19 protein-coding genes are annotated in these 19,388 nt (G+C 47.3%); all 19 read left to right on the top strand.

Going from position 1 to position 19,388, the window contains the following annotated elements; genetic code table 11:
- Positions 1–129: 129 nt before the first annotated feature.
- The 19 genes from SALPA_RS06015 to SALPA_RS05925 all read left to right on the top strand — a co-directional run bounded on the left by SALPA_RS06015 (position 130) and on the right by SALPA_RS05925 (position 19,376).
- Positions 130–2,484: a hypothetical protein gene (locus tag SALPA_RS06015; RefSeq protein WP_145090979.1), complete on the top strand. Its 2,355-nt coding sequence runs from the start codon at positions 130–132 to the stop codon at positions 2,482–2,484.
- Between the two features lie 25 nt (positions 2,485–2,509).
- Positions 2,510–3,283 (top strand): amino acid ABC transporter ATP-binding protein, encoded by a 774-nt coding sequence (locus tag SALPA_RS06010; protein ID WP_145090976.1) that lies wholly within the window; start codon positions 2,510–2,512, stop codon positions 3,281–3,283.
- Positions 3,284–3,374: 91 nt separating this feature from the next.
- Entirely contained in the window at positions 3,375–4,202 is an 828-nt protein-coding gene (lpxC, locus tag SALPA_RS06005; protein WP_145090973.1) for a UDP-3-O-acyl-N-acetylglucosamine deacetylase, read from the top strand.
- Between the two features lie 26 nt (positions 4,203–4,228).
- Positions 4,229–4,660, top strand: a complete 432-nt coding sequence (gene fabZ, locus SALPA_RS06000) for a 3-hydroxyacyl-ACP dehydratase FabZ (RefSeq protein WP_186450934.1) — start codon at positions 4,229–4,231, stop codon at positions 4,658–4,660.
- A 195-nt stretch (positions 4,661–4,855) separates the two neighbouring features.
- A complete protein-coding gene (lpxA, locus tag SALPA_RS05995; RefSeq protein WP_145090970.1) occupies positions 4,856–5,677 on the top strand; it encodes an acyl-ACP--UDP-N-acetylglucosamine O-acyltransferase in 822 nt (273 codons plus the stop codon).
- A gap of 184 nt (positions 5,678–5,861) precedes the next feature.
- On the top strand, positions 5,862–6,665 hold the full coding sequence (locus tag SALPA_RS05990; RefSeq protein WP_145090966.1) for an LpxI family protein: 804 nt from the start codon (positions 5,862–5,864) through the stop codon (positions 6,663–6,665).
- A 13-nt stretch (positions 6,666–6,678) separates the two neighbouring features.
- Positions 6,679–7,827 carry a lipid-A-disaccharide synthase gene (gene lpxB, locus SALPA_RS05985; RefSeq protein ID WP_145090963.1) on the top strand — a complete coding sequence of 383 codons (1,149 nt, stop codon included), beginning with the start codon at positions 6,679–6,681 and terminating at the stop codon, positions 7,825–7,827.
- A complete protein-coding gene (locus SALPA_RS05980) occupies positions 7,824–9,548 on the top strand; it encodes an ABC transporter ATP-binding protein (protein WP_145090960.1) in 1,725 nt (574 codons plus the stop codon). Before lpxB ends, SALPA_RS05980 begins: the two co-directional genes overlap by 4 nt.
- 16 nt (positions 9,549–9,564) lie before the next feature.
- On the top strand, positions 9,565–10,881 hold the full coding sequence (locus SALPA_RS05975; protein WP_145090958.1) for a 3-deoxy-D-manno-octulosonic acid transferase: 1,317 nt from the start codon (positions 9,565–9,567) through the stop codon (positions 10,879–10,881).
- Between the two features lie 26 nt (positions 10,882–10,907).
- A complete protein-coding gene (gene lpxK, locus SALPA_RS05970; protein ID WP_255450886.1) occupies positions 10,908–12,065 on the top strand; it encodes a tetraacyldisaccharide 4'-kinase in 1,158 nt (385 codons plus the stop codon).
- 34 nt (positions 12,066–12,099) lie between these two features.
- Complete coding sequence (gene kdsB / locus SALPA_RS05965) at positions 12,100–12,846, top strand: 3-deoxy-manno-octulosonate cytidylyltransferase (protein ID WP_145090955.1); 747 nt, start codon at positions 12,100–12,102, stop codon at positions 12,844–12,846.
- Positions 12,843–13,667: a 3-deoxy-8-phosphooctulonate synthase gene (kdsA, locus tag SALPA_RS05960; protein ID WP_145090952.1), complete on the top strand. Its 825-nt coding sequence runs from the start codon at positions 12,843–12,845 to the stop codon at positions 13,665–13,667. Before kdsB ends, kdsA begins: the two co-directional genes overlap by 4 nt.
- 18 nt (positions 13,668–13,685) lie before the next feature.
- Positions 13,686–14,660 carry an SIS domain-containing protein gene (locus SALPA_RS05955; protein ID WP_145090949.1) on the top strand — a complete coding sequence of 325 codons (975 nt, stop codon included), beginning with the start codon at positions 13,686–13,688 and terminating at the stop codon, positions 14,658–14,660.
- A complete protein-coding gene (locus SALPA_RS05950) occupies positions 14,660–15,205 on the top strand; it encodes an HAD family hydrolase (protein WP_145090946.1) in 546 nt (181 codons plus the stop codon). The genes SALPA_RS05955 and SALPA_RS05950 overlap by 1 nt, the downstream gene beginning before the upstream one ends.
- Before the next feature lie 89 nt (positions 15,206–15,294).
- Complete coding sequence (locus SALPA_RS05945) at positions 15,295–16,179, top strand: lysophospholipid acyltransferase family protein (RefSeq protein ID WP_145090943.1); 885 nt, start codon at positions 15,295–15,297, stop codon at positions 16,177–16,179.
- 5 nt (positions 16,180–16,184) lie between these two features.
- The gene (gene lptC / locus SALPA_RS05940) at positions 16,185–16,739 is read left to right on the top strand and encodes an LPS export ABC transporter periplasmic protein LptC (protein WP_145101766.1); all 555 of its coding nucleotides are present in this window, start codon (positions 16,185–16,187) and stop codon (positions 16,737–16,739) included.
- A complete protein-coding gene (locus tag SALPA_RS05935) occupies positions 16,736–17,470 on the top strand; it encodes an LptA/OstA family protein (protein WP_255450884.1) in 735 nt (244 codons plus the stop codon). Before lptC ends, SALPA_RS05935 begins: the two co-directional genes overlap by 4 nt.
- A gap of 28 nt (positions 17,471–17,498) precedes the next feature.
- The gene (gene lptB, locus SALPA_RS05930) at positions 17,499–18,218 is read left to right on the top strand and encodes an LPS export ABC transporter ATP-binding protein (RefSeq protein ID WP_145090940.1); all 720 of its coding nucleotides are present in this window, start codon (positions 17,499–17,501) and stop codon (positions 18,216–18,218) included.
- A gap of 69 nt (positions 18,219–18,287) precedes the next feature.
- Positions 18,288–19,376, top strand: coding sequence for an LptF/LptG family permease (locus SALPA_RS05925; RefSeq protein WP_145090937.1), 1,089 nt, complete (start codon positions 18,288–18,290; stop codon positions 19,374–19,376).
- Positions 19,377–19,388: the final 12 nt, after the last annotated feature.

Here is a 19,388-nt window from a genome sequence, read left to right as displayed (position 1 = left end):
CAAATCATTCATTAGTAAAGAAAATAATCTAAAAATGTATATAAGTAATACGTTAAATTTGATATACTTATTTACATAAAACTGATATATGTGTTATAATGTACTCCAGAAATGGGGTGACGAAAACGTATGTTGAAAATGAAAATAATGAGAACAATTAGAAGCATATGTAAGGATTCTATTCAACGAGATATTGTACTATTGCTTACCGTAAGTGTAATTATCGGCTCATTGGTGTCCAGTTCGGTCTCCATGGCCGCTAATGCCTATTTTTCGAAAACACTCGCTAGCCTTGTGGGTGACTATGGTGAATATGACTTAGTAATTCAAGTCAGGGAAGAAATGAAAGACGATACCGCCATGCAGGTGAACAAGATTGTTGCCGAGGTGTTCCCAGGCGGCACGGTAAGTCAAGGACCGACAGTTACCGGCAAATCGTTTTTTTATGTTACTCTGCCTGACCAATATAAAACCAAAGAAATTTATGAAAATCTGTCGAAAACCTTTGGCAGCATCCCCGGCGGTGGCAGTGTCGGTATGATGACTGAGCCACGCCTTAATATTCGCGGCGTGCCAGACGGTGCGAAAAACATGTTGATTGAGCGTATCATGAAAATGGAGGGGGTTCGTTTCGCTTTCCGTGATGGCAGCAGTGTTGGCGTTATTTTAACTTCACTGGATAAGTCATCAGCTGTAAGTAACAGTATCAAGAATATTTTAAAAGACTATCAAGTTATTGAAATTACCTTTCCGGTAGGTAGTGAACCAGCCAATCCAGTACGTCTGGGTGAAGGTATTTCAGAAGCCATGCAAAAAGATCTGCACCTGGAATATGCACAGAATGTATCAATTGACGGCAAAAATGATGATATGACCTATATGGTCAGCACCATGATTGAATTGAAACGGTTCCTGTCAGCCTATGCTTCCCAAGTCACGCTAACCCCGGCTGCCGGTACTAAACTGGCAAAAGGGGATATTGTTGTCTTTCAAGGTCAGGCGGCGCAGCTGCCACAAGCTGGACAAGCACCGGAAAAAAGTAATGTAATTGTGGAAATCACAGCTGCTCTTGCCAATGGCATGGCAGAAGGCCGTATTACTCAGGGTGATGCTTCCAAGTTAGGCAGCACACCAGGTTATAAATTAGAAAAAGAGGTAGTTGGAGCGCAAACCGCTAGCGCCACCTATAAAAATCCACGGCAGGAACTGGGAAATGCATTAGGCGAGACAGGTAAGCTTGTCGGACAAATTCCCGGTTTTGCCCAAGATGCCAAAAGCCTGAGCGGCATTGCCCTGGGTGCACTTGATAACTATGGCGGCAGTGTGAACGCATTAGCAGGCACTTTATCAAGCTTGCAGGTGGCAGGTGGTACCATTCAGGCTGCTACCAGTGCTCTGGCTGGTATTGACACCCGCGGTATCCGTTATCAGCTTGACAGCTCCTCACGTAACATCGGCGGTTTGGTTACTAGCCTGCAGGTATTGAAGTTGCTCAATGGTGATGTCAACTCGACTATCAGCACTCTGACAGGGGCACAGCAAAATCTGGGCAGTTTAAGCTCCAGCTTGGCCTCCCTGGATAGTGTGGCAGCCAATGCCCGCCAGGCTAAGTCAGCCATTGACAACATTGTTGCAAATGGAGAAACAACACTTGGTACCTTGCGCGCTTTTGATGCGCAGGGAGCCAAACGGGGACTGACAGATGCCAATGCCCGCCTTAATGGGTTGCAGGAAATTAATGTGCCCATGATTACAGCTCAGGTTCAATATCTGGCAAGTGCTGTGCCTAATCTCAAAGATGACGAAATCAGTCATTCAGTTACCTTACTGGATAAATTTATCGCCGGACAAGTTATTCCCGGTGCCAGGATTCAGATTTTGACAACAAGCAGCATTAGCACAGAGGCTGTGGCCCCTATTGTTCATGCACAGGCCGGTAACAACAACGTATCGCTCTACTCGACCGCTTTGGGTGTAATTGAACCCAACGCACGTGGCGAGCTATACCAGGTGCTTAATGAAGTAAGAGGAGTATTGGCAGGCATGACGGCCATCATTATCACCATTTTGTTCCTGGGACTGGACCACACAGCGATCATGACTGTTATTCGCCGTAAGCGCTTAGCAAAAAAGCTGCCTGCCACAGGCTGGCGCAAAGTAATAGAGCGTATGACAGGAGCTTTTACTGCACCGGAGCGCCGCTATGGTATGGGCGTAGGTGCCGTGATGCTGACAGCCATGTTCATTCTCGCTGGCGGTGGTATTCCGTACCTGCCTTGGATTGGGGTGCCTGTTATTGGTGCACTGCTTGGCTTGATAGTGGCTGCCTATACTGAAAAGATTAGCCCGATTGCAGGCGAAGAGGTTATGGCCGGTGAGGCACTGGGACTGTCTCTCGACGAAGTCATGAGAGAGATTGTTATCCCCAGCGGCCGTCCAGGTCTTATGCAAAAGTTGAACCAACGTAAGGTAAAGTTTAAGTAATATGACTAGAATGGAGGTGAGCAGTATGCTTACCATCCAGAACCTGTATAAAAAATTTGGCAGTCTGGTAGCTGTCAACAACCTTAGCCTGGAAGTGGCACCTGGTGAGACTGTTGTCATCATGGGGCCGTCAGGTTGTGGTAAGTCAACAACCATCAGGACAATTAATCGTTTAATTGAACCAGATAGTGGCTCGATTGTTTTTGATGGCCTGGACATTACCCAAGTAAGGGAGGATGAGCTAAGAAAGGTACGTAAACGTATTGGCTATGTATTTCAGCACTTTAATCTTATCAATCGTCTTAGCGCGATTGAAAATGTCATGCTGGGATTAGTCATGGGGGGACAAACCAAAGAAGAGGCCTATGACAAGGCGCTTGCTGCCATGACCAAAGTAGGTATGGAACAGTTGCAAGACCACAAACCAGAGCAACTGTCCGGCGGGCAGCAACAACGGGTAGGCATTGCCCGGGCGCTGGCCTTTGAACCAGAACTCATGTTGTGGGATGAGCCTACTGCATCCCTTGACCCCATGTTAGTAAGAGAAGTTCTTGTCGTTATGGAAGAACTGGCCAAATACCGGGCGGCCACCATGCTGGTGGTGACCCATGAAATTGCTTTTGCACTACATGTAGCCGACCGCATTGTGCTGATGGAAAAAGGCACCATCGTAGAGTCGGGCATTCCCAGCCAAGTGTTTGTTAATCCGGCTTCTCACGTTGGCCGTCAGTATAAAGAACTTATTGAGTACCAACTAAATACCAGTGCCCGTACTCTGGCTGGTAAACGTATTGCATAACGATTCGTTTCCTTAAGTTCACTAACATACTTGCACAAAATCTCAATATCCTGTAAAATTAATTGGACTTAGACAACTCAGGAGGAAACCTATGGATCGCCAAACCACAGTAGCTTCGCGCGTAACTTATACCGGTATCGGCTTGCACTCAGGGCGGGATGTAACCATTGCTTTGAACCCGGCACCTGCCGGTAGTGGCATTGTATTTGCCCGGACTGACCTTACTGGTACACCTCGTGTTGCGGCTAAGGCAATCAACGTAACCAATACCATGCGGGCAACTACGCTAGAAGCTGGCGAGGCCAAAGTTTTTACCGTGGAACACCTATTGGCTGCATTTGCCGCTATGGGCATTGACAACTGTCTGGTGGAAATTTCCTCTGTGGAACCACCGGTAGCTGACGGCAGTTCATTGCTTTTTCTTAAACTATTTGAAACAGCAGGCACCCAGGTACTCTCTGAACTGCGTCGTCCGCCCATTATTATTAAACAAGCCATAACAGTGCGGTATCCTGAAAAATTTATTACTATTTTACCTTATGATGGATTTCGCATCACCTTTACCTCAATTAACCCGCACCCACTGTTAGGTGTTCAGTTTGGTGACTATGAAATAACTCCTGAAGTTTTCGCCCGGGAACTGGCTCCGGCTCGTACCATCGGTTTTATGCACGAGGTAGAGACTCTCAAAGCCCAGGGCTTGGCTTTGGGAGGCAGCCTGGACAATGTAGTAGTATACGATGATGAAAATTGCTTAACGCCGCTGCGGTTCTCTGATGAACTGGTCCGGCATAAAATTTTAGATGTAATTGGCGATTTGGCACTAGCTGGCCGTATTGCCGGTCATGTTATTGCCGTAAAGTCAAGTCATGCGCTTAATACGGCATTGGCCAAAGAGATTGTAAAAGCAAGTATGTGATGAAGAGTTGAGGAGGCGTTTCCTAGATGATTTTGACAGCAACAGAGATTCAAGCCATTATTCCGCACCGTTATCCTATGCTACTGGTGGACCGTATTATTGAACTTGAACCAATGAAACGGGCGGTAGGCATAAAAAGTGTAACCATCAATGAATATTTCTTCGCAGGACATTTCCCGCAAAAACCGGTTATGCCGGGAGTTCTTATTTTGGAAGCTATGGCTCAGGTTGGCGGTGTAGCTATGCTATATCCTGAGGAAAACCGTGGCAAGCTGGCTGTTTTTGGGGGAATGGAGCGGGTTAAATTCAGAAAACCGGTTACGCCTGGTGATCAGCTCCGAATGGAAGCTGAGGTTCTGAAACTTCGCGGTTCAATCGGCAAGTTATGGGCACAAGCCTCTGTTGACGGTCAGGTTGTGGCAGAAGCCGAATTTTTGTTTGCACTTACAGCAGTATAATGATCGAAAAACGGATATAAACACTTAAAGATGGTTGATAAATGCTAGTAATGTACGTATTTTAGAGAGTATAGCTTTATTTTGCCTAAAATCGGCATGTCATTTTTCGACTGTCCAGTCGGAATATATATAACAATAAACGACATATAAAATATGCTTATATAGTTCTAATTCTAGTGGGGAGTTGATTTTGATATGAAACCGGAATCGGTGGTAATACCATTGCATAAAATACATGAAACTGCAGTAATCCATCCTAATGCCCGGATTGGTAAAGATGTAGAAATCGGGCCTTATGCCGTTATTGGCGAGAATGTGCTCATAGGAGACGGTACGCAAATTGGCGCTCACGTAGTGGTTGACGGTTGGACTAGTATTGGCAAAAACTGCGTAATCTATCCCAGTGCCTCTATCGGCGCTGAGCCACAGGATTTGAAATTTCGTGGCGAAAAAAGCTACGTGTTTATCGGGGATAATACCAAAATCCGTGAATTTGCTACAGTTAATCGCGCTACTGGCGAAGGGGAAGAAACCCGGGTTGGTTCTAATTGCCTACTGATGGCCTATACCCATGTTGCGCATAACTGTATTGTTGGCAACCACGTAATTATGTCAAATGCTGCAACCCTGGCTGGTCACGTAATTGTAGAGGATCGTGCCGTTATCGGTGGTTTGGCTGGTGTGCATCAATTTGTTAAAATTGGCCGGAATGCTATGATTGGCGGCGCTTCCAAGGTTGTACAAGATATTCCGCCTTTCGTAATTGTTGATGGTCATCCGGCTAAAGTTTGCGGCCTAAACAGTGTTGGTATCGCTCGCGCCGGTGTAGGCACAGTTGCTCGCAGCAATTTGAAAAAAGCCTATAAAACGCTCTATCGTTCCGGCCTTAGCCTGCCCCAGGCCATTGCCGTAATGGAGCAGGAACTGGACGCCTGTGAAGAAGTCGAGCATATGCTGCGGTTTCTGCGCAACGCAGAACGCGGTATTTGCCGTGGACGCAGGGAATCAGATAATTAGGAGTGAATAGGTAAATGCTACTCAGCAAAACCTATAGGTAAAGAGCGACATAAAGTTGTATACTAACAGCGTTTGATACGGCGCTTTTTTATACTCAATTGGTCAATTAAAGTAAAGAGAGTGTAGGATAACAGTGCTTGATGCGGCAGTGTGCCGCATCAACTACATAAGGCGGGAAACCATTATGAATATAATCGGATTAATTGCCGGAATTGGCCGGTTACCAGTAGAATTTGCCCGTGCCGCTCGCGGCATGGGTTTTGACGTGATAGCCATAGCTGTGGCGCCAGGGGTGGAAGCAGAACTGGAACAAGCCGTCACCCGTTTTCACACAGTTGGCCTGGGTGAATTGAATAAGCTGATTGGTCTGCTGCAACAAGACGGCGTACAACAAGTTACTATGCTGGGCAAGGTTACCAAGGAGCACCTTTTCAGCGGCACTGCGCGCCCGGATGCACGTATGCAGCAGTTGTTAGCCAAACTTCCGGATTTGAATGATGACACTGTCATGCTGGCACTTGTGCATGAATTTGCTAAAGCCGGTGTGGGTGTGTTTGACCAGACACAGTTTATTCGTCAGCTTATGCCGTCGCCAGGTGTACTTACAACCCGCCAGCCCACTCCGGAGGAACAGGCGGATATGGAGTACGGCCTGGCTATGGCGCGTCAACTTGGCGGTTTGGATATTGGCCAAACCGTTGTTGTAAAAAATAAGGCAGTTATGGCTGTGGAAGCTATTGAAGGCACCGATGCCTGTATTAAGCGGGGGGGAGACCTTGGCCGCGGCGGTACAGTGGTGGCAAAAGCTGCTAAACCGCAGCAGGATGCCCGCTTTGATGTTCCCAGTGTGGGGCCAGATACCCTGAAGGCTATGATTGGCTCCGGGGCAGTAGCTTTGGTTGTCGAAGCAGGCAAAACCTTGTTAGTGGATAAAAAGCAAGTTGTTGAATTAGCTAACATGAATAATATAACCATCGTTGCTATGTAATAGGGAGGACACCATGAAAATCATGCTCTCAGTCGGCGAGGCCTCAGGTGATATGCATGGCGCCAGTGTGGCGGCCGCCCTCAAGCTTTTGCAGCCAGATATTGAACTTTTTGGAATGGGTAGCAAAGCCATGCGGTCTGCAGGCGTACGAGTAGACTATGATATTGCCGGTCAGGGAATTATGGGGTTAGTGGAAGTCGTAAAAAATTTAGGAAAGCTATTTGAATTGCGGGATAACCTGGCGGCCCTTATGGATAAAGAACGTCCGGATGCGCTTGTTGTTATTGATTATGCGGACTTTAACATGCGTCTGGCAAAAATTGCAAAAGCAAAAGGGATTCCGGTTGTGTCGTATATCTGCCCTTCAGCGTGGGCGTGGCGGCGCAGCCGGGCCAAAGGGGTGGCCGAGACAGTAGATAAAGTTGCGGCCATTTTTCCCTTTGAGGCTGAAATATACAAAGCAGCCGGTGCGGATGTTACTTTTGTTGGTCACCCGCTGGTAGATATTGTAAGACCGGCTATGACTCAGGAAGAGGCCTATCAACACTTTAAAGCCGAGCAAAACCGGCCGCTTGTACTGTTAATGCCAGGCAGCCGGCAGCAGGAAATTGTCAAACTACTGCCGGTAATGCTGGGTGCAAGTCAGTTAATACTGAAAAAATTGCCGGACTGTCAATTCTTTTTACCCATAGCGTCGACAATTTCCCGGGAAATACTGCAAGATATAATAGACAGCTACCAAGTGCCTGTTACCTTAACAACCGATTATACCTATGATCTAATGGGTTTGGCAAATGTTGCCATAGCCGCTTCTGGAACAGCGACCCTGGAGACCTCTATCATGGGGGCGCCTACGGTCATTATTTATAAACTTGCTCCGCTTACCTATTTTTTAGGCAAGTTTTTGGTTAAAATACCTAATATCGGATTACCTAACATTATTGCCGGGCGCCGCATTGTCCCCGAATTACTGCAAAATGACGCTAATCCAGAGAACATTGCGGCCGAAACGCTGAAAATCCTCACAGATAGTCAAGTTTACACCCAAACGCAGGCAGACTTGGCTGAAGTAAAAGCGAAGCTTGGTCAAACCGGTGCCGTGAAACGGGTCGCAGAGGTCATCCTAGAAGTAGCGTGCAGAAAAAAAGAGGTAACTATATGAAGCTCTACTTACGGTTAATCAGCTATATACGTCCTTATTTACCGCGCTTTGCACTGGCCATTGTGTGCATTTTAGTTGCTTCCGGCGCCAACCTGTACGTGCCTTGGATAATTAAGGATGTAATTGATGGTGTCCTTGCTTCCAAAGATATGGACATGCTCAACAAAATTGCCATCGGCATTGTAATGGTGTATTTGTTGCGTGGTGTTTTCTTTTACGGACAGACCTATTTGATGTCCTTTATTGGACAAAAGGTCATTATAGACATCCGGGAATCCGTATATCGCCACTTGCAGCGATTATCCCTATCCTATTATGAAAAACGCCAGACAGGAGCTATCATGAGCCATATTACCAATGATGTGGCCGCATTGCAAAATGCGTTGGTTGAAAGTGTGATTGAACTGTTTACCGAAGGCATGACACTGCTTGGCTCCATGGCTGCCATGTTCTACCTGCACTGGAAGCTCTCGCTGTTGACCTTTATTGCATTACCGCTGGTGGCCCAGGCCATTAGTATTTTTGGTAAACGTCTTCGCGTTTCCAGCCGGATCATGCAGGAACGGGCAGCAGATATTACCTCTGTTCTGCAGGAGACCATTGCGGCAGTACGGGTCATTAAATCCTTTGTCCGGGAAGACTACGAGATCGGACGCTTTAATCGCGAAAACTATTCCAACTTCCGCGCCCAAATGAAAACGGCGCAAATCATGGCTACGCTGACCCCGGTTGTAGAATTTTTGGTCGCTATTGGAATTACCATTATCATCTGGTATGGCGGTACTGAGGTCATCAACGGCAGCCTGACAGCAGGCTCGCTGATTGCTTTTTTAATCTATGCGGTTAACATCAGCAACCCCATCAAACGCCTGAGCCGGGTGTATGGCAACATCCAGCGGGCCTTGGCCGCGGCGCAGCGCGTTTTCGATGTCCTTGATACGGTGCCTGAAATTCAAAATTTGCCAGGAGCCAAGGAGTTGCCGCGCATTACCGGGCGAGTAGCTTTTGAAAATGTTGATTTCTCTTATAAACCAGGTGAACCGGCACTTAACAGCGTATCCTTAGTGGCCGAGGCCGGACAAATGATTGCTATTGTTGGACCCAGTGGCGCCGGGAAAACTACGATTGCCAACCTTATTCCCCGCTTTTATGACCCAACGGCAGGCCGTATTACCATTGATGGTTATGATATTAAAACTGTTACCTTGAATTCCTTGCGCGAGCAAATTGGTATCGTGCCACAGGAGACAGTTCTTTTTAACGGCTCGGTATATGAAAATATCTTGTATGGCGATCTTGCAGCTAATAAAGACCAGGTGATTGCAGCGGCCAAAGCTGCCAATGCCCATGAATTTATAATGGCAATGCCTGAAAAATATGATACTCAGATTGGTGAACGCGGCTCCAAGCTTTCAGGCGGACAGCGCCAGCGTATTGCCATTGCCCGGGCTATTCTCAAAGATCCCCGTGTACTGATACTGGATGAAGCCACTTCGGCGCTTGATACCGAAAGTGAAAAACTGGTGCAGGGCGCACTTGATAAGCTGATGGTTGGCAGAACCTCGTTTGTGATTGCTCATCGTTTATCTACCGTACAGCGCGCTGATGTTATCTTAGTTATAGAAAAAGGCCAAATTATCGAAAGCGGCTCCCATACCGAATTAGTGGCGGCAGGAAGTCTGTACAGCAAGCTGTACCAAGTGCAATTTGCCGATAAGTAAGAGGCGAGGTATCAATATGTATTTTATTTACAATATCCTGGCAGTCATACTAGTCATCCTGGCATTGCCTGTATTTGTCGTACGTCTTGTCCGGGAAAAAGGGTTTGCAGAGCGGGTGAAGCAAAGCTTTGGTGCCTTGCCGGCCGAAACTCTGGTAAAAGTTGCGGGCAAAGAGGCTATTTGGGTGCATGCCGCATCAGTCGGCGAGATTGTGGCCGCGAGTCCGATTGTTAAAGAAATACGGCAGGAATTGCCGGGTATTCCCATTGTGGTATCGGTAGTTACTGCTAGTGGTTACGCTATGGCTAAACGCATTATCCCGGAAGCAGACGGTATTATCTTTTTCCCTTTGGATTTACCGCTTCTTAGCTATTCGGTTGTTGCTAAAATCAGACCACAGGCATTTCTGATGGTAGAAACCGAATTGTGGCCGAACTTTCTCAAAGTTGTCCGGAAATTCAATATACCGGCCATGATGGTTAATGGCCGAATTAGCGACAAGAGTGTAAATCGATACATCTACTTCCGACGGGTACTAGCTGACATGCTGAATACTGTTGTCAAGTTTTGCATGCAATCCAACATTGATGCCCAATATATTACCCGGTTAGGCGCCGATCCGGCACGGGTGGTTGTTACCGGTAATACTAAATTTGATCAAAGCTATACAGAACTTAGCCTGGAAGACAAGACTAACATGCTTTCATCCCTGGGGCTATGCAGCGCTGACCAAATCCTGGTAGCAGGCAGTACTCACCGGGGTGAGGAAGAGTTGCTGTTTCCGGCCTTCAATGAGGTTCGCGAACAATTTCCCCATACCCAGTTTATAATTGCTCCGCGTGAACCATTACGGGCCGATGAGCTTGTTGAGTTAGCTGCCAAATATAACTTTGTCGCCGTAAGGCGTACCAATATGCCAGGGAAATTGGCCGAGAACCCTGATATGATTATTGTTGATACCATTGGCGAACTAGGAAAAATCTATGGTCTGGGTGATATTGTCTATGTTGGCGGCAGTCTTATCCCCCATGGCGGTCACAATATTCTAGAACCAGCTGCTCATGGTAAACCAATACTAGTCGGACCGCATATGTTTAATTTCAAAGAGACTTATGCGCTATTTTCTGAGCGAGGGGTATGTCTGACCGTTCGTGACAGTGCTGGTTTAGCCGAAGCAATGCTCAAGCTGCTGCATAGTCCTGAGCAGAGACAAGCGATCGGTCAGGAGGCACTTATAATTATCAATGAAAATCGTGGTGCTTCACATAAAAGCGCCTTGTATTTAAAAGAAATATTGCAGCAAAAAAAAGCTCTAGAAAGCAGCAAACAGTGAAAGTCCAAGGAAAAGGCGGAAACTATATGATGAATCAGCGGGAAGCGCTCCAAGTATATCTATATAAACTAGTGCACGGCGAGAAACATAGTTTGTTAACAGTCGTGATTATTGGCGTGCTTCGCGTCATGTCTTTCATTTATGGACTAGGAGTACAATGCAAGCTTGCATTGTACCGCTGGGGTGTCCTGCAGCGGCATAAACTTCCCTGTAAAGTTATCAGCTTGGGGAACATTACTGTTGGCGGGACAGGTAAGACCCCGACGGCTCAGCGCCTGGCGGCCTTTATTCGCGATAAGGGATACCGGGTTGTCATTCTTAACCGGGGATACCGGGCTGGCTGGAAAGGACAAGTTGGCGTTGTTTCTGATGGCCGTAAAATTTACATGACAGTTACCGAAGCAGGCGACGAGGCCTATCTGCTTGCCAAGAGCCTGCCAGGCGTACCGGTAGTCATTGGCCGCAACCGTTCCATTACCGGCGCTTACGCCGTGGAGCACCTAAACGCTGAAGTCATTATCCTGGATGATGCCTACCAGCATTGGCAGCTGGAACGTGATCTTGACATTGTGCTAATTGATACCATCAATGTTTTTGGTAATAACTTTTTGCTGCCAAGAGGCACATTACGCGAGCCGCTCACCAACCTGAACAGAGCCAATGCCTTCCTGTTGACCAAGGTGGATCAGTCTACCGACACAGCCAGAGACGCCATCAGGGAGACTTTGCGAAAATACAATTCAGCGGCGCTAATCATTGAGAGTACTCATACCCCGCGTTGTTTCATTGAAATTGAAGAATGGTACAAAGGGGTTCGGTCGGAAACAGTGCCCTTGGAAGTCATTAAGGGCTGCTCAGTTTTCCCATTTTCGGCCATTGGCAATCCATCCTCCTTTGAACAAACCATTACTGATTTAGACGGCAAAATCGTTGCTGCTGCCCGCTATCCGGACCACCACGACTATACCATGGCCGAGATGCAGGTGATCATGCAAAAAGCGGTTGATAATAAGGCCGAGGCGTTGATTACCACCGACAAAGATGCCGTTAAAATTCCTGCCGAGTTTATTCACTCTGAACGGCCTCTGCCAGTGTATGTATTATCCATTGAAGTCAGATTTCATGACGGCTATGAAGAACTAATGGACATGATAAAAAATGTAGCCAAACATAAAGAGGCGTGAGAACGCCACAGTTCCGCTTTGGAGGCAAAAAACCATGAACATACTTTGTGTAATTCCCGCCAGGTATTCATCCACCCGCCTGCCAGGCAAGCCGCTAGCCCTGATTGCCGGCAAACCCATGATTCAGCGGGTCTATGAGCAGGCAAAAAAAGCCAAACGGCCAACAGCCGTGCTAATAGCCACCGACCATGAGCTAGTGTACCAGACAGTTCAGGACTTTGGCGGCCAAGTAATGATGACTTCACCTGACCACCCTACAGGTACTGATCGTTTGGCTGAGGTGGCCAAAGAGCACCCGGAAGCTGATATTATTATCAACGTCCAGGGAGACGAACCGCTCATTGCACCTGAAGTTATTGATTTGCTGTCAGGTGCTTTTGATAAGGATCCTGAATTAAACATGGCCACCCTAATGACTGAAATGGATAAAAGCGAGTATAATCTGCCCAGTGCAGTCAAAGTAGTGGCAAGTCTTACTGGCTATGCCTTGTATTTTTCCCGTTCACTCATTCCTTATCCTCGCAGCAATAAACTGCCCGGTGGTTTGCTGCCGGCGGTGTACAAGCATATTGGCATCTACGCCTATCGCCGTGAATTTCTGCTTACCTATGCCGCCCTGACCCCGACTCCGCTCGAACAGATGGAATCCCTGGAACAGTTACGGGCGCTGGAACACGGCTATAAGATTAAAGTACTTAAAACCGACTTTAAATCTATCGGCGTAGATACCCCGGAAGACTTAGAAAAAGTGAACGAATATTTTAGGAGGCGTAATCTATGAACACAGTACAGATTAAAAACATCACCGTTGGTGCGAAAAACCCTATTGCCCTGATTGCCGGGCCCTGTGTTATTGAAGATGCCGAACGTACCTTAGCTATCGGCCGGGCAATCAAAGCAATTGCTGACCGCTTGCACATTCCCTATATCTTTAAAGCTTCTTATGATAAGGCCAACCGTTCTTCCTATAACTCCTTCCGCGGCCCTGGTTTGAAAGAAGGACTGCAGATCCTGGCTCATATAAAAAAAGAGTTAGACGTACCTGTAGTGAGTGATATTCATTGCATTACCCAGATTGAAGCAGCCGCTGAGGTGCTCGATATCCTTCAGATTCCCGCCTTTCTCTGCCGTCAGACTGATTTGGTATATGAGGCCGCCCGCAGCGGCAAGGTTATCAATGTAAAAAAAGGCCAGTTTCTGGCTCCACTGGATATGAAGAATGTTATTGCCAAAATGGAAGAAGCCGGAAACAAAAATATCCTATTGACCGAACGCGGCGCAACCTTTGGCTACAACAACCTGGTAGCCGACTTTCGCGCTTTGCCCATTATGCGTTCACTCGGTTATCCGGTAGTATTTGACGCCACCCACAGTGTGCAGCTTCCCGGCGGTGCGGGAACAACCTCCAGCGGCCAGCGCGAATTTGTGCCTTACCTGACCCGCGCTGCTGTCGCGACAGGCATTGATGTACTATTTATGGAAGTACATGATAACCCGCCTGAAGCCAAATCAGACGGTCCCAACATGCTCTACATTGACCAAGTGGAGGCTTTACTGCAAGATGTGCTAGCCATTGATAATATTGTGCGGAAACACAAGTAACCAAGGAGGAATAGTCTCATGCCAATTGAACATGCGCGCGCTTGCTTAGAACTTGAGGCGGAGGCCATCCGCGCATTAATTCCCAGGATCAACGACCAATTTGCTGCCGCGATGAACATGATTTTGAACTGTCATGACCGGGTGATAGTTACAGGTATGGGCAAATCAGGCATTATTGGTAAAAAGATAGCCGCAACCTTGGCCAGCACCGGTACGCCGGCCTTTTTTCTTCATCCGGCCGAAGGCATTCATGGTGACTTAGGCATGGTAACAGCCAATGATATTGTTATCGCTATTTCAAATAGCGGTGAAACCAACGAAGTGATTGGCCTGCTGCCAACGCTAAAACGGATTGGCACGCCCATCATTGCTATGACTGGCCGGGAAGAGTCTACCCTGACCAAAAATGCCGATATTTTTCTGGACGTAACTGTAGAACGGGAAGCCTGTCCGCTTGGTCTGGCACCTACTGCCAGTACTACAGCAGCACTGGCGATGGGGGATGCCTTGGCGGTTGCACTGCTATCAGCACGCAATTTTACGTCCGAGGATTTTGCCTTATACCATCCAGGCGGCGCGTTGGGGCGCAAATTGCTGCTAACAGTTGAAAACGTTATGCATGGCGGCGAAGAACTGCCAATAGTAACACCAGATAAGACAGTAAAAGAAGCTTTATTTTCCATTACCGCCAAAGGACTTGGCGCAGTCCTTGTGGTTGATTCACTGACTACCATGCAGTTGGTAGGGCTATTAACTGATGGCGACATTCGCCGCAGCCTGGAAAAAGGCCATGAATTTCTTGATAAATCGGTAGCCGGGCTGATGACGAAAAAACCACGCACCATTACAAAAGAAAAGCTAGCTGCACAGGCGCTCAATATTATGGAAAAAAATCAGCCGCGTCCCATCACACTGCTGCCAGTTGTTGACAGTGAATTTCATGCCATTGGAATTATTCACCTTACTGACTTATTACGTCAAGGAGTGGTATAATGAATAATGTCCCTTATGCTAAACAAATTAAACTGATCATTTTTGACGTTGACGGTGTGTTAACAGAAGGACATATTATCTTTGGTCAGGACGGTGAAGCGCTAAAAGCCTTCCACTGCCAGGATGGCATGGGCATTTCGCTGGCCCACAAGGCCGGTCTCAAGACCGCTATCATTACCGGACGCGAGAGCCAAATCGTACACCGGCGTGCCACCGAGCTGAAAATTGGTGATATCCACCAGGGTGCAGCCGACAAAGTTATTGCCTTGCATAGCCTTATGAAAAAACATTCCTTACCCCTCGAACAGATTGCCTATGTTGGCGATGACATTAACGACCTGTCGGTCATGGTACAGGTCGGGCTGCCTTGCGCGGTAGCCAATGCTGTGCCAGAGGTTAAAGCTGTGGCCAAATATATCGCCACCCGCCAAGGCGGCAACGGCGCTGTCCGTGACATTATCGAGTATATTTTGAAATCCCAAAATGTTTGGGACAAAATTATCAGCGAGTATATGGTTTCAGACCGGTTTATGATAACCCAGTAATGAATTGAAGTAGTGCAGGAGGTGGAGGATGTTTAGAAATGTTCAGCAGCAACAATGCCGATGGGCGTTTATAAAAACAGCCGGAGCACATGTTATCAAATGAATGGCAATATTATACTTGGAAGCTAGTTAGCCGTTTCGTGTGCTTGCTGCCACGTTCTGTCCTATTGTCCTGCGGCAAATTGCTAGGCCGCCTATATTACCGCATTGCCGCCAAACAGCGCAACCGTGCCTTAAGGCAGATCAAAGAACGTCTTGGTCTAACCCCGGAACTGGCAGAAGCAACCATCAGAAGCTCCTTCATTAAGCTTGCCAAGACTTTTATAGAGGTACTCTATATGCCTGCTTTGACCAAGAAAACACTGGCACGCTATGTAACCATTGAGAACCGCCACTATCTTGACGACGCGCTGGCCCAGAAAAAAGGAGTTGTCTTTTTAACTGCTCATATTGGCAACTGGGAATGGTTTGGCGCAGCACTGGCTATGGCTGGTTTTCCTGTTGCCGACATTGTCAAACGCCAGCCCAATAACCAGCATACCCGTCTTTTGAACGAAAACCGACAGTTATTTGGCATTGAGATTTTTGCCAGTGGCACCAGTGAAATCATTGGTGCTGCCAGAGCCCTGAAAAAAGGCAAGATGCTCGCCTTTTTTGCCGATGGTGACGCCGGTCGTGACGGTATTTTTATTGAATTCTTTGGCAAGCAAGCTTCAACCCACCTGGGACCGGCCGTATTTGCCCGCAAATTTAATTCGCCAGTAGTGCCGGGCTTTATTACCCGTAACCCGGATGGCACACACCGTATCCAATTACAGCCGCCTATTTACTATGAAGACACCGGCAACCCGGATGCCGATTTATATAATCTGACAGAACGTACGACCAAAATCATTGAGTCCGCAATCAGGACCTATCCTGACGAATGGGTCTGGTTTAAAAAGCGCTGGAATACAGAGGTGAAGTCTCAGTGAACAAAATGGCATACGTAAGTCTTGCCTGTGCCTTACTGCTCGTAACCGGGGGACTTTATTATTTTTTCCGGGAAGAACCGGTGCTGCCTGATAATACTCCAGCCGTTGAGCAAACAACACCACAACCGGCGTCTAATCTAACCTTTGCCGGATCTTCCATTGTTGAAGAGAAAAATGGCCAAAAGGTATGGGAATTAAACGCTGAAAGTATCGAAGTTGATGCGAGTGGCAAATTGGTTTTTCTTAAAAAACTTAAAGGAGTATTCTATCAGGAAAAAGGCGGTAAAGTGGATATTATTGCTCAAGAGGGTATTCTTGATACCAAGACTCATGACATTACCTTGCAAGGGGATATCAAAGCCACCTCCAGCGAGGGTGCTGTATTTACGGCTCCCCAAGGCCGCTATGAGGAACAAACCAAAACCTTTTCCGGCACAGGTGGCATCACCTTGACCCAGGGTGACACCATCATTACCGGCGACAAAATCGATACTAATACCAACCTGGAAAAAGTAAAAGTCCAAGGTAATGCCAAGGTCGTTACAGGAGGCAATAAATGATGAAAAGTGAAAAGCGAGTTTGCTTTGTTATTGCATTATTCATAAGTGCTACATGTCTATTCGCCATGGCGGCAGCGCAGCACGAGGCCAAAACACCGGTTGAACTTGTTGCTGATACCATCGACTACGATTCCAAACAAGGCATTATTAACGCCACCGGCACGGTTCGTATAACCCAAAGTGAAGCAGTAATCACAGGTGCTAAAGCCCAGTACAACACCGATAGCCAAGAAGGGCGGATTACTGGCGGTGTCACAGCTGTCAATCAGGATGCCACCCTAACAGCTGCCGAAGTGGAAACCTACAAAAGCAACACCTATCTTATTGCCAGCGGTGATGTCGTACTGACCAAAGGTGAAAACCGCCTTACTGGTCCCAGAGTGGAATACTCTGCCGATTCGCAATATGCATTAATTCCCCAAAATGGAAAAATCGAGCTGCCGGACGGCACCATGACAGCCGACAAAATTGAAGCCTTCCTGCAGGAAAACAGAGCAATAGGCACTGGCCTTGTCCATTTAGTCAGCCTGGTCCGAAAGTTAGATGCTACCGCCAATACGGCCACCTATTACGGTGAGCCCAAAGGCCAGAGCAAAGTCATTTTAAACGGCAATGCCCGCGCCGTTCAGGACGGCAATGTCCTGACAGGTGAAACCCTCACCATACGCCTTGACGAAAAAGCTATGGACTCCCAAGGTGGCCGCAGCAAGTTAGTTATTACTCCGAAGTAATCTAAAATAGAGCAAGGATGTTGCCGATATGTATATTGAAACCCGCGATTTAATTAAAACTTATAAAAGCCGCAATGTAGTCAACGGTGTCAGCCTTCGTGTTAACCAGGGGCAAATCGTCGGCCTGTTAGGTGCTAACGGCGCAGGCAAGACAACTACCTTCTACATGATTGTCGGCTTGGAACGCCCCAACAGCGGCAAAATATATATTGACGACCAGGATATTACCAGCCTGCCTATGTACCAGCGCTCTCGTTTCGGTATCGGCTATTTGCCCCAGGAAGCCTCGATTTTCCGTAAAATGACAGTAGAGGATAACCTCATGGCCATCCTGGAAACAACAGAGCTTACTCCAGCCGAACGCCAGGACAAAATGAACAGTCTGCTGGAAGAATTCAACGTCACTCATGTTCGTCAGCGTCAAGGCTCCGAACTGTCAGGCGGCGAACGCCGCCGGGTGGAAATTGCCCGGGCACTGGCGACCGACCCCAAATTCATCCTACTGGACGAGCCCTTTGCCGGTGTTGATCCCATTGCTGTTGCGGATATCCAGGAGATCATTGCCTACCTCAAAAAACGCGGCATTGGCGTACTCATTACCGATCATAACGTCCGTGAAACCTTAACCATTGTTGACCATGCCTATATCTTAAACGAAGGCCAAATCCTCATCGCCGGCGATAGTGATACCATTGCCACCAGCGAAATTGCCAAGAAGTACTACCTGGGGCAAAATTTCACCCTGTAAAAGTGAGATTGCTGCGTCGTACCTGCAGCAATCTCACTCCGACGCTAACTTACCAAGTAGGAGAAGCTAATGCGTATACTTGACAAATATATCATCAAAGAGATGCTGGGGCCGTTTGTTTTCGGCGTAGCCGCCTTCGCCAGTATTTTTATCGGTACCAATGTGCTCGTTAAGTTAACCAAATATATAACCCAATATAATGCGCAGGTGCTAACTGTCGTCAAGCTTTTTATCTACAGTCTGCCTAGCATTATAGTCCTGACCTTTCCCATGGCTATGCTGCTGGCATCGCTCCTGGCCTTTGGCCGGTTATCAAGTTCCAGCGAAATAACAGCCATGAAATCAAGCGGTCAGAGCTTTGCCCGGTTGGCTGTCCCTGTGTTGATTGCTGCATTTTTTGTTAGCTTTGCAGCCGTAGTTTTCAATGAAGCCCTGGTGCCGTCCGCTAACACCGCCTATAATAACATTGTGCACTATGAGGTAGAAAAAAATACTGGTCCCAAAATCCAGGAACACATTATTATCAAAGACATTAAACAAGGTGAGTTGGAACGGATAACCTATGCACAAAATTTCATAGAAGAAACCAGCACCATGAATAAGGTAGCTGTTCAGCAGTATGCGGACAGCCGGCTTGTGCGGGTAGAGAACGCGGAAAAAGCTGTATGGCAGAATAATCAATGGATGATGGTTGAGGGTACAATTACCGAATTTTCGGCTGAGGGGCGGGTAGAACGCACGCTTAAATTTACTGAACAGGTATTGCCCATAGAGAAGAATCCAGTTAGTATATCACGGGAACAAAAAGACGCCGAAGATATGTCCATACAAGAACTCAGGCAGCATATTGCAGTATTAAAGCAGGAATATGTAGCAACCAGCGAGTATGAAGTAGAATTATATCAGCGACTGGCTATTCCGCTTGCCAGCTTTGTTTTTGCCATGATTGGCACGCCGCTCGGGTTATCATCGCCTCGCTCCAGTTCATCCATTGGCCTTGGACTAAGCATTATCATCATCTTTATATACTATATCATCTTGACGATAGCGACAGCCTTAGGAAAAGGTGGAGCCATTGATCCGTTTTTAGCAGCTTGGATGCCTAATATTATTGGTATCCTGGCAGGTATATATTTAGTATCCAAATCCTCGCGGTAGAAGGGAGGGAGC

This window comes from Sporomusa sp. KB1 (assembly GCF_007830295.1).
Classification (GTDB): Bacteria; Bacillota; Negativicutes; order Sporomusales; family Sporomusaceae; genus Sporomusa.
This window is presented reverse-complemented; position numbering and strand designations above follow the sequence as displayed.